The sequence below is a fragment of the Vibrio albus genome, from assembly GCF_003144035.1.
Classification (GTDB): domain Bacteria; phylum Pseudomonadota; class Gammaproteobacteria; order Enterobacterales; family Vibrionaceae; genus Vibrio; species Vibrio albus.
The window spans coordinates 1-11,975 of record NZ_QFWT01000009.1; the positions used below are offsets into that span (position 1 = coordinate 1).

An 11,975-nucleotide genomic window follows, 5' to 3' on the forward strand; every position below is an offset into this window, starting at 1 on the left:
CGACAACCACATGATTATTTGAGTGCAGATCTATTCCACAGTACAGTGTCATAACAGCCTCCTCTTTTAGCCTGGTTAGCTAGGTTGGTGTAGCACCAACCGGGGAGGCTGGCTAGAGGATTATCAGCGCTATTGGTTGGAGAATGTGGAAACTGGGTACCTCTCAGGATGCAACCAAACCGAATGCATTAAGTGCCGTATTGGGTGCGGGTTCCACGATGTTCTACTTCATGACTCCTCCTCAACCTGGATTTGACTTAACAAACTTCGATTTTGATAAGGACGTTTCACGTGTTTATGAAACTGGCGCACTGAACGATGCAACATCTACCATGCTGCCTGACGGGGCACCTTCAGTAGACAGCTTTTTGGGAAGGTCGCTGACTTTTTCAGTTCCGGCGTAATCTTTCATCCTTAACGTCATCGGCATCAATGAGATAAAATCGCGATTGGTTGCATTATCGTATAGGGTCGCGGTCAGAACCGTGTCACCAGCAGTGATACGAATCTGACTATCAGCCAGCGCCTGTTTCACCGTCACCATCGACATAGTCGTAGCACAGAGCATGAACAGCCCGACCTGACTAAATAGTTTTGTTTTTAGACCTAAGAACATAGTCCTCTCCGGTAACCTGCAGGTTGTTCTTCGCACAACCTATTCAAATGGTGGTCGTTTTTTACTTATCTGACGCTTCGATCAATACGGTTCCTGACATAGGTTCAATATCTTCAATACCGCTAATACCCACCCCGAGACGATGCATTTCATCACCTGCATAGAAGTCTTTATAAAGCATGAATACGTCTCCCCACGGGGCGTAGTAACTCAATTCTCCTTTTTTCCCATCGTGGTAGGCTTCACCGGAGGTGACCGTCAGTTTTTCGGGAGGATAGAACATCCACTGGGCATCACGGAAATTCGATAATTCGAGCCGTAACGGGAGCTGTTGGTAAAACTCCTTAGCGGCTTGGGTATCATATAGGTGAAAGGTTGCTGTCTGTCCCCGAGACGTAATGCTGACCTTCATTGACGACAGACTCAATTCATGAGCGGCGACGGTTAATGTGCCGGATATAAAGATCAACAGTCCAGACATTAAAGCAGATACAATCCATTTCATGTGGTTCTCCTTCACCTAATCCTCTACAAACAAAGACTGGTTGCATATTCACAAAACCTGGTTATACCCTTAACTTACCGATCACTCATCACGGTCGCTATCACGATCCTGCGTAATCGTTGCCTATTCGTACAATTCTGATTTATGTCTGAATATTGGGCTTTTTTCGGTCCGATGTTGCCTGTATAAACGTAACGTAATTCTAAAGCTGTAAATTACGCCTGCATCAGGTGTTCTAGTTCGTCCACCTTCTTTTCAAGTTGGTCAATGGTGTCATCCTGATTCAATCCATCCATTTGCTGCTTTAGTCTTTGTATATGCTGTTTTATAGTCTCTACAACATCGGCTTCAATACGCTCTTTGGCATCCGCACCTAATGCTTTTGCTTCTTCTAACAGCTGATCTAACTCACTTTCCAGTTGCTCAACTGTAGGCTCGGCAGTTTTATCGATCCAGGTCGAGATTGATTGGTCGATGCTTGATGCAAGCGACTGTAAGCTCTCACCAATCTGGTTTTGCACCTCCCTGGCTATTCCCGTTAATTTGGTACTGCCCTGGATCACTTGTTGGTCCTGAATTAATGTGCCCGGACTATCGCTAGTGATAAGTTTAATAATCTGTACGCCTTTGACTTTGGAGTCGTCTGTAATGACAAACAAAGCAGAATCAGTTGCCAAAGTATGGTGGCTTTCATCTACCGTCACATTCACGTCAAAATTACCCTGATCGGTGTAGATGACCTCATTCACCTTGCCAATGATTTGATCACCATGCATTAATGGCGCATTGTTCTTCAACCCGTCTACAGCATCATAGCGAATCGTAAAATTCACACCAGATTCCATACAACCGGCCAGAAACAACACAACTAAGCTACAACACAATTTACCTAAAAGTCTCATCAGACGACTACTCCAACACATTTTTTCTACAGAGCCTAATAGGGCGCAGTATGGCCTTTTCGGGTTAAATTGCAATGATAAATGTAGCGTGAATAGCCTCCTCTTCTATGTCGGATAGGCGGCACCTGTTGCCAGGTGCCTCCCTCCTCAGAACCGTACGTGCAACTTTCACTGCATACGGCTCAAGCCTCCACAAAGGCACCGTTAAGCACCCAGTAACTAAATTACCTTTGCGATACATGCTTAAAGCTTTAAAACTGCCCCAATGGTGACTCAGTGAATAAGAAACCAAGGTTCGTTGTCAGAAGACGCACTAATTTCATTCGAAATCATCATTTGCTTTTCTTCTTTAATAAAGTTCTTCAAGCTATTTCGCAACGGGAGACCAGCTAGAAGTCAGCTCGCTTTCGCGCCAGATATAAACCTGTATCCCCTTCGTTACAAAGGGGCATTCGCTTTCTCTAGCCTCCTTTACCTGCATACCTATCGGCAACCCTCACAGGTTGCTTTCCCATAGGGAGGTATACAGGCTTACCCTGTTCCGTATGTCGCGTAAAATGTCAACTTAGATGCCCACTATAGTGCGAAGAGTACGCTGATCACGAAAGAGTAATGTCCAATCTCTTTCCGACTCTCGCTGCCATTTTGGCTACAGCGTATTAACCACTTCCGCTGCTTCATCATATAACGCACCTTACATGGATTCACATTACATTCATCATATTGACTCCCTAGCACTCACCCGAATTGTGGTTCTCAGGAGGAACATCCTCTCACGATTCCGTTCCCACTCAGCCTAACGTCTGAGTTTCGTTACATTGTCGGTTCCGCTGCTTTATTCAGGAACCTAGGGTCATCTGGTGATACAGACGGTTCACTCTTGTCGTGGTGAACAACGCTTCATACGACTTCAGGTCGCACAGATATATTTGTGTTAGAAAATCCTGACCATCTGAATGGGTTCACCATGTTACGGTTGAGTGCTAATGAGAGACGATACTATCGATAACTGATCTATCGTTGGAATTAAATATCCGGCTAATAAAACCGACATGCCATTTAATCTGCAGAATAAGGGCGTTCCTATAACCCCCCCGCCGAATCACTCACAGGGGCTGTCTGAGTGACAAATAAAGAACGCCTACCTTACTGCAGATAAAAAGCTTTTCAGCTCTTCAGTCTGCGGAGCAGCGAAGACTTCTTCGCTGGGGCCGCTTTCCCAGACTTTGCCCTGATTCATGAACACGACTCTGTCCCCAACCTCCCGGGCAAAGTTCATTTCATGGGTAACCAGAATCAGGGTCATCCCCTCTTTCTTTAACTGCTCCAATACTTTAAGAACTTCTCCAACAAGCTCAGGATCCAGTGCAGAGGTAATTTCATCACACAACAACACCTTAGGGTTCATAGCGAGCGAGCGGGCAATAGCAACGCGCTGCTGTTGTCCACCGGACAAGTTCGCCGGATAGGCATCGAATTTATCGCCTAAGCCGACTTTTTCCAGCAACTCTTTAGCCTGAGCTTCACATTCCTTCACATCTTTTTTTAACACCAATTTCGGTGCCAGCATCACGTTCTCACCAACGGTCATATGAGGAAACAAATTAAAGCTCTGGAAGACCATTCCAACACTGTGGCTAAGCAGGCGTAATTTATACTCGTCATCTTCTACGGCCTGACGGTCAACCACTATCGCCCCGTCCTGATAGGTTTCCAACCCGTTCATACAACGTAACAGTGTACTTTTTCCGGAACCGCTGCGACCAATGATAGAGACCACTTCACCAGCCTTAATCTTCAGGTCCACACCTTTCAAAACATGGTTATCACCATAGTATTTGTGTACTTGATCAACACTAACGAGAGACATAAGCTTTTTTCTCCAAATAACGAGCGAATAATGACAGAGGAAAACAAGTAATGAAGTAAAGTGCGGCAACCATGGCGAACACTTTAAATGGCTGGAATGTAGCGTTGTTGAGCATAGTGCCCGCTTTTGTCAGCTCCACAAAACCGATGATTGATGCCAAGGCAGTGCCTTTGACAATCTGTACCGAGAAACCAATCGTCGGAGCAATCGCAATACGATATGCCTGAGGAATAATCACATTACGCATAGTCTGAATGTAGTTAAGTCCCAGAGTCCGACATGCTTCCCATTGCCCTTTGGGCAGGGCATCGATACAGCCACGCCAGATGTCATGAAAATAAGCACTACTATAAAGGGTCAACGCTAACGCCGCGGCTGACCATGCACTCACTTCTACCCCCAGCAAGGACAAACCAAAAAACGCCATAAACAGCTGCATCAGCAATGGTGTGCCTTGAAACAGTTCAACATACAGTTGAATGGCTCGGCCCAGGTGAAGATTTTTGGTACTTCTGAGCAGTGTCAATCCCAGACCCACAATACCACCACCAATAAAAGCGATCAGAGACAACAATACTGTCCAGCGTGCAGCCAATAACAGATTGCGCAAAATATCCCAATCGGTAAATTGCATCATCATAATAGTCTTCTCCTACAGCGCAGGATTTTTAAATACACGGGCTTTTATCAGTGCGAAAAACTGACGCATTAAGACCGCAAGAACAAGGTAAATCAACGCTGTGACAGCATAGGATTCAAAGCTTAAAAAGGTTCTCGACTGCACAAAGTTAGCCGCAAAGGTCAGTTCCTCTACCGAGATCTGAGAAACCACCGCAGATCCCAGCATGACAATGATGCACTGACTGACCAGCGCCGGGTACACCTTCTGGTAAGCAGGTAGTAATACAATCCGGGTAAAAATCTGACTTCTGGTCAGCCCTAATGTTTTACCTGCCTCCCATTGACCTTTTGGTGTTGCTTCAATCCCGGCACGAATAATCTCTGCACTATATGCTCCCAGGTTAAACACCATAGCAATAAAACCGGCTTCCCACGCACTCAGTTTTACTCCTAATGCAGGTAAACCAAAAAAGACAAAAAACAGCTGAACGATAAAAGGGGTATTGCGGGTTACTTCTATATAAGTGCCACATAGCCAACGTAACCAAACCAAAGTACTGGTACGCCCTGCAGCACACAAAGTACCGACAACTAATCCTGCAATTGTTGAAATGACGGTTAATTCAATGGTGGTCCACAGACCTGCCACAAACTGTGGCAGGTAAGGAACCAGACCAGTAAAATCTAGCTGGTAACTCATTCAGATATCCTTATATATCAAGGTCTTTTGGAAACGGAGCTTTAAGCCACTTTTGAGATAGAGACTCTAATACGCCTTCAGATTTTGCTTTAGAAATCAGTTTATTCACTTCTTCCACTAGCTCACTTTCGCCTTTCATTACCCCTACGTAACAAGGTGAGTTTTTCAGCATAAATTTGGCTTCCGGGGCTTTACTCGGATAGCGAGTAGCAATTTCCGTCACGACAAGGTTACCAGTCGCGATGAGATCAATCTGACCTGAAAGGAATGAAGACAGTGTCGCATTGTTATCTTCAAAGCGTTTGATGGTAGTGCTCTGAGCAGCAATTTTGCTCAGTTCAATATCTTCAACCGAACCGCGAGTAACGCCAACAGTCTTATTCGCTAAATCAGCAGGTTTGCTAACTTCTTCTCCTGACGTTCCAAATACGCCAAGGAAAAATGGCGCATATGGGTTACTAAAGTCGATAGCTTTTTCACGTTCCGGATTTTTACCCATACTAGAAATAACCAGGTCAACTTTCTGTGTTTGCAGGTAAGGTATACGGTTTGCGCTGGTTACTGGTACCAGTTCCACCTTTACACCCATCTCTTTGGCCAGATATTTCGCCATATCAATATCATAGCCTTGGGGCTTCAGATCGGTCCCCACAGAACCAAATGGAGGAAAGTCTTGCGGAACCGCAACTTTCAGAACAGCCTTTTCCTTAATAACGTCCAGCTGATTCGCTGAGGCTGCTGAAATATTTGTTACCAATGCTGCTGTTGCAGCCACTAAAGAAATTAACTTACGAATTTTCATTGCTATTTCCCTATACAATTAAGACACGATTGAAACATTCAACACAAATACTGCAACGATCGTTCCAAGTTGTTAGAGAAAATATAATTGATTGATTTTATTAACCAAATATCTCGATTTGGACTCCATTCACTTTCAAGTAGCAAAGTAAACGGCCAAACGAATCCTATTTCTGGTGCGTTCATGCCCCAAAACAGATCAGTACGAAACGGCCTCAAAACAGATATATGCCCCCCCCTCAAAAAAAGAGATCACCCGCCTAGGCTAGAGCAGGATGATCTCTGGAAAGATACATTACATCATGAATTTGATTTTACAGGTGTCAGCGTTTTCAGGGCCACCTGCTCTGACTGCATCATAAAGCGGTAAGTAATCGCTGCGACCGTACCGCCGATAAACAGTGCGTAGTTCGCCAGTTCAGTTACCACAAAGGTTGCGATAATGGCGGCAAAGCCAGCGATCAACAGTGCGTACACACTTTTCTTATTGATACCATTTTCATACCAGTAACGACCTTTAGGTGATTCGGTATACAGCGAATCTACATCAATTTCCTTTTTCTTAATCAGGAAGTAGTCAACGATAACAATACCGTAAAGCGGACCAATCATCGCACCCAGTATGTCAACCGTATAGTGAATCACTTCCGGGTTGTTAAACAGGTTCCACGGGGTAAGTAGTACCGAACCAAAGGCTGCGATAAAACCACCCGCTTTGAAACTGATTTTTTGTGGAGACACATTTGAGAAGTCAAATGCCGGTGCCACAAAGTTAGCCACAATGTTGATTCCGACGGTAGCGAAGATGAAAGTCAGCGCACCCAGAACAGTAATCAGACCAGAATCAAGCTTGTTCACCGTTTCCACCGGGTCAACAATCATCTCACCAAATACCGGGATAGAAGCCGAAACGATGATGACAGCGAACACAGAGAAAAGCACAAAGTTAAGAGGTAGACCTAGCAGGTTGCCCAGTTTCAGTTGCTTATATGAGCCACAGTAGCGGGAAAAGTCGCTGAAGTTCAGTGTCGGACCAGCAAAGTATCCGGCAACCAGAGCAATGGCGATTACCATCTGTGTCACCACATCCCAGCCTTCCAGGTTTTTGCTGCTTAGGTTAAAGCGGATATTTTCCCAGCCAGCTTTATCAATCATGTACACACACAGTGCAGCCATCGCAATATAAATAGCCGGGCCTGACCAGTCGATCACACGACGGATCATATCCATACCAAACATAAATACGATACCCTGAAGCACCCACATAGAGACGAAACCAACCCACCCAAGGTACGACAGGCCAATGAAAGAGCTGTCCGCCAGACTTTCTAACTCAGGGAAAAAGTAAAGAAGCAAAATGATAAATGAGCTAGAAGCCAGGTAAGTCTGGATACCGTACCAGACCACAGCAATCAGGCCTCGGATTACAGCTGGAATATTGGCACCAAATACGCCAAATGACATACGTGCAATAACAGGAAATGGTGCGCCAGCCTTTTGGCCCGGTTGTCCCATCATGTTAGCAAAGACCATTACAATAGAAATACCCACTAACAGGCTGATCAAAACTTGTATGCCGTTTAAGCCTAATGCAAATAAGCTTGCTGCAAAAACATATCCACCGACGCTATGAACGTCAGACATCCAGAAAGCAAAAATGCTGTACCAGCCCCACTTCTGTTCTGTATCCGGCAGTAAATCCTCGTTGCTCAGTTTAGGACTTTGAGGTAATGCTGTTTTCATACGACTCTCCGTAGTCACCATTGTATACAATTTACAACCAACTTCGTATGCGAACATTATGCCAAAACTGTACTCACTTTATTTTTCATACTGTTACGCGTGATCGTCTTTATTTTCTTAGGTTTCGTTCACCATTGAGGTGCACAAATCACCAAAAACGTGCGTCACAGAATGTGATTCAGACAAAGAATTACCAATAGACAGGGGTTTTTTGATGGTATACATTTTGCAACCATGTCTTGTATACAATATTAACTTTGTTTGTATAGAGTGTATTCATGTCTAATGATGAAAAGATTTATAGAAAATTATTGAAAGCTATCGTTGAACATCAGCTTCCCCCAGGCTCCAGATTGCCTGAAGATCGGCTCTCTGAAGCATTCAATGTAAGCCGAACCGGGATCCGAAAAGTTCTTCAGCGGTTGGCCATCGAACAGTTTGTCTTAATTCGGCCAAACAAAGGCGCTCAGGTAAACGAGCCAAGTGAGAAAGAAGCGCATGAAGTCTTCGATTCCCGGATTCTTATTGAACCACAGCTTATTTCTGATCTACTGCTGAATTGGGATTTACAACAGTCAGAGCGGTTTCGCAATATGGTTGATCAGGAGAAACAGGCTTATATCGATAATGACCTTGCCGCCTCAATTCAACTTACGGCCAAGTTCCATTATGAGTTAGCGCAAGTTGCGGGTAATGCCGTTCTTGCGAATTTTGTCGAACAACTTTGTTACCGTTCATCGCTGGTTATAGCCGCATTCGGTTCTAAAGACAGTGTCAGTTGTGACTGTGGTGACCACAGTGACTTTATTAATATTCTCGATACCGGTGACATCGTAAAAGCACAGTCCTGGATGAAGCATCACCTACAGCACATTAAATCCTCACTGAACCTTGAAAGCCAGAAAGAGGAAAATATTGATTTCCAGCGTCTGTTCGCTGATTAAGACAAAGATATGTATATAAAGTAATCGCTATCAGGATCAGAAAAGAGAAAACCACAGGATTTAATTATATGGATAGTAACAACCCTCGTGACTATATGGGATATGGTCGTGATAATCTGCCAGACGTAGTATGGCCGAATAAAGCAAAAATTGCCGTTCAGTTTGTACTGAACTATGAAGAAGGCGGTGAAAACTGCGTTTTACACGGTGATGAGCACTCCGAAGTCTTTCTTTCTGAAATGTTTGGTGCACAAGCTTACAAAGGTCGTCATATGAGTATGGAGTCACTGTACGAATATGGCTCAAGAGCCGGTGTCTGGCGCATTATCAATGAATTTGAAAAACGAGGGCTGCCTTTAACGATCTTTGGCATCGCAACAGCCTTGCAGCGTAACCCTAAAATGGTTCAGGCAATTAAAGATAATGGCTACGAAGTGGTATGTCATGGTCTGAAATGGATCCATTATCAGGATATGCCTAAAGATATGGAGCGCCAGCATATGCAGGAAGCGCTGGAGATCATTGAAGGGCTTTTCGGCAAGAAACCAATGGGCTGGTATACCGGGCGTGACTCGCCAAATACGCGAGATCTGGTAGCGGAACATTCACACTTGCTGTATGACTCCGATTATTATGGTGATGATCTGCCGTTCTGGACTCAGGTCGACGACGTTAACAATCCTGGAGAAAAGCGACCACATCTGGTGATTCCGTACACATTAGATACAAACGACATGCGCTTTGCTTCTCCTTATGGTTTCAGCCACGGTGATGAGTTCTACCAGTATCTGAAAGATACGTTTGATTGTCTGTATGCTGAAGGTGAAACCACGCCTAAAATGATGTCTATTGGCATGCACTGCCGTATTCTCGGTAAACCTGCCCGCTTTATGGCACTGAAACGTTTTCTTGACTATATTCAGTCACATGAAGGGGTCTGGATTGCTAAGCGTGAAGATATTGCTAACCACTGGATAGAAAACCACCCGGCGGAGTAACGCAAAAACACAAAAACCCTGATAAATATCAGGGTTTTTTATACCAATACCAGTAATTACATTATTAGATAATTGCTGGACTGGTATTATATTCCATCACAATGTAAAGCCAATGGTTTACGCAATACTGACCGTCTGACTCACGACGGCTGCTTTTTCCGGAAACGCCTGATTCTTCACGCACAGCTGAATATCGCCCTCACCAGAAGGGTAAGCCACCACAGTCAGTATATCTCCGGCCATCAGATAGTTTTTCTCACCAAACTCTTCATAAGCGGTTGCACCAATAGACATCACACACTGCTTAGGAAAACCATGTGCTTCCAGCATGGTATGCAGATCTTCCAAAGGCCCTTCATCAGCCTGATTATTCATGGTATCAACGATCCACTCAAGAAGAGCACGGTTGAACAGGCTATACTGACTCACCTTGGTATTGATACCGTATGGAAATAACACGCCATCACGCTCAACAAAAGACGCCAGCCAGTAGTCATTCAGAATACCCTGTTCATCAAAACGGTCTACTGGTAACCAGGTATCGCTCACGCCTTTACTGGCACTGCCCCAGTTTTTCTTCTCTGAGATTTTCTTTGCCCCTTCTTTGCGCAGGGTACAATCATTGAATACCGTAAAGTGGCTCGGCTCAATACTTTCTACCTCACCTTCATCAGAATAAGTCATATCGCACAGCAGCAGAATTTCTGGCTCTAACTGAGGCTGTTCACCCTGTGGTATTTTCTGGAGAGCATTTGAATATGGGTATACCGATAACTCAGAGTCGGCTTCCGGCAAATAAAAAGGGAAAATCCCCTTAGGTTTTCCCTCTTCAGCAGATACAGATAAAAACTCTTTCAGTTCACCTGCCTGTTCCAGGTGACCGGCAAAGTTTCCTGCAATTCCAAATCCAATAATATTGTTAAGATCCATAAAAAACCTGTTTTTCTGTCAAGTTAAAAAGAGGTGCGGTTAAACCGCACCTTTTCAGAAAGTTCGCTGGGAGGAGATAATCTTACAGAGCGGTAATCATCTTTTCCAGGCAAGTAAGCCCGACAGCGACATCTTCAGTGAGTACATCTTCCAGCGGATTATGACTGATGCCCTTTTCACAGCGTAAAAATAGCATACTCATAGGCGCTATAGTGGCCATCATCATCGCATCGTGACCTGCGCCACTTGGCAGCAGATGAACTGGCTTACGTGTGACATCTTCTGTCACTGAAGACCAGAGACTTTGTAACTTAGAATCACACGTCACAGCCGAAGCTTCATATATTTTTTCTGCCTCGGCTGTCACCTGTCGTTTCTGTGCAATGCTTTGCAATCGCATCAATAACTGAGTACAACTATTTTCTAACAGTTCCTGATTCTGGCTGCGGATATCAATACTAAACTGTACCTTTCCCGGTATCACATTGACTGCACCGCCTTTGATGTCACATTTGCCGACAGTCGCGACGATACCTTGTGCTTTGGCATAGGCTTCGATCGTCGTGATCATCTCAGCCGCCGCGCACAGCGCATCATTTCTCAGCTCTAAAGGCACGGTTCCGGCGTGTCCTGCCATGCCAGACACATCCACAATAAAGCGTTTCGCTCCGGCAATGCCTGTGACCACGCCGACAGGCAGACCACAGCTTTCCAGTACCGGCCCCTGCTCTATATGAACTTCCAGATACGCCTTGGTTTTATCGCCTGCACGGCTCGCCTCTGGAATCGCGTTTATGTCCAGGCCAAACGCTTTCATGGCCTGCCCGATGCTAATGCCAGAGGCATCTTTGATATCCAGCCAGTCCGGATTCCAGGTACCCGCTACGCCACAGGAGCCCAGTAGCGTCGTATTAAAGCGAGTCCCTTCTTCATCAGCAAAGGCAACCACATCAACATGAAAAGGCAGCTCAATATTGTTAAGTTTAAGGTTACTCAGAGCCTCAATAGCCATGATCACACCCAGGGTGCCGTCATATTTACCGGCATTTACAACCGTATCACTGTGCGAACCAATGATAACCGTGCCTTCGGTTGGGTTGCTGGAGAGCAAGCGCCCCCACTGATTTCCAACCTCATCCTGCCAGGTCTGAAGGCCAGCTTCCTCCATCCACGCCCCAAGCTGATGATGAGCAGCCTTGTGCTCATCAGTGAGGTATGCTCTGGTTACCATTCCCTCCATGGAACTAAATGTGGCGAGTTGCTCAATTCGATCCATTACCCTTTGAGCATTAACTTCGTCTTTCTGAACGTGAACTTTATTAGAAACCGGCATCCTTTCTCCTGA

At 45.1% G+C, this 11,975-nt stretch carries 12 protein-coding genes; 2 read left to right on the forward strand and 10 right to left on the reverse strand.

The features are described from left to right. Nucleotides 1-295 precede the first annotated feature (295 nt). The 8 genes from DI392_RS14925 to DI392_RS14960 all read right to left on the reverse strand — a co-directional run bounded on the left by DI392_RS14925 (nt 296) and on the right by DI392_RS14960 (nt 7,758). On the reverse strand, nt 296-616 hold the full coding sequence (locus tag DI392_RS14925; RefSeq protein WP_109320503.1) for a cyclophilin-like fold protein: 321 nt from the start codon (nt 614-616) through the stop codon (nt 296-298). 61 nt (nt 617-677) lie between these two features. Next, entirely contained in the window at nt 678-1,121 is a 444-nt protein-coding gene (locus tag DI392_RS14930) for a cyclophilin-like fold protein (protein WP_181388433.1), read from the reverse strand. A 215-nt stretch (nt 1,122-1,336) separates the two neighbouring features. Then, on the reverse strand, nt 1,337-2,023 hold the full coding sequence (locus DI392_RS14935) for a hypothetical protein (RefSeq protein ID WP_146194538.1): 687 nt from the start codon (nt 2,021-2,023) through the stop codon (nt 1,337-1,339). Nucleotides 2,024-3,164: 1,141 nt separating this feature from the next. Beyond that, nucleotides 3,165-3,893 (reverse strand): amino acid ABC transporter ATP-binding protein, encoded by a 729-nt coding sequence (locus tag DI392_RS14940; RefSeq protein ID WP_109320505.1) that lies wholly within the window; start codon nt 3,891-3,893, stop codon nt 3,165-3,167. Next, nucleotides 3,880-4,533, reverse strand: a complete 654-nt coding sequence (locus tag DI392_RS14945; protein ID WP_245884086.1) for an amino acid ABC transporter permease — start codon at nt 4,531-4,533, stop codon at nt 3,880-3,882. The genes DI392_RS14940 and DI392_RS14945 overlap by 14 nt, the downstream gene beginning before the upstream one ends. A 12-nt stretch (nt 4,534-4,545) precedes the next feature. After that, nucleotides 4,546-5,214: an amino acid ABC transporter permease gene (locus DI392_RS14950; RefSeq protein WP_109320506.1), complete on the reverse strand. Its 669-nt coding sequence runs from the start codon at nt 5,212-5,214 to the stop codon at nt 4,546-4,548. Nucleotides 5,215-5,224: 10 nt separating this feature from the next. Further along, complete coding sequence (locus tag DI392_RS14955) at nt 5,225-6,016, reverse strand: transporter substrate-binding domain-containing protein (RefSeq protein WP_109320507.1); 792 nt, start codon at nt 6,014-6,016, stop codon at nt 5,225-5,227. 299 nt (nt 6,017-6,315) lie between these two features. Further along, on the reverse strand, nt 6,316-7,758 hold the full coding sequence (locus DI392_RS14960) for an NCS1 family nucleobase:cation symporter-1 (protein ID WP_181388434.1): 1,443 nt from the start codon (nt 7,756-7,758) through the stop codon (nt 6,316-6,318). Between the two features lie 278 nt (nt 7,759-8,036). Here DI392_RS14960 and DI392_RS14965 point away from each other — a divergent pair, with 278 nt between their 5' ends. Both DI392_RS14965 and puuE read left to right on the forward strand, forming a co-directional pair. Then, the gene (locus tag DI392_RS14965; protein ID WP_109320508.1) at nt 8,037-8,702 is read left to right on the forward strand and encodes a GntR family transcriptional regulator; all 666 of its coding nucleotides are present in this window, start codon (nt 8,037-8,039) and stop codon (nt 8,700-8,702) included. Nucleotides 8,703-8,770: 68 nt separating this feature from the next. Further along, entirely contained in the window at nt 8,771-9,700 is a 930-nt protein-coding gene (puuE, locus tag DI392_RS14970) for an allantoinase PuuE (protein ID WP_109320509.1), read from the forward strand. A gap of 117 nt (nt 9,701-9,817) precedes the next feature. On the opposite strand, the gene DI392_RS14975 is transcribed toward puuE, so the two are convergent. Together DI392_RS14975 and DI392_RS14980 are read right to left on the reverse strand one after the other, a co-directional pair. Further along, a complete protein-coding gene (locus DI392_RS14975; RefSeq protein ID WP_181388435.1) occupies nt 9,818-10,630 on the reverse strand; it encodes a DUF5718 family protein in 813 nt (270 codons plus the stop codon). Nucleotides 10,631-10,712: 82 nt separating this feature from the next. Next, complete coding sequence (locus DI392_RS14980; protein ID WP_109320510.1) at nt 10,713-11,963, reverse strand: allantoate amidohydrolase; 1,251 nt, start codon at nt 11,961-11,963, stop codon at nt 10,713-10,715. Nucleotides 11,964-11,975 lie beyond the last annotated feature (12 nt).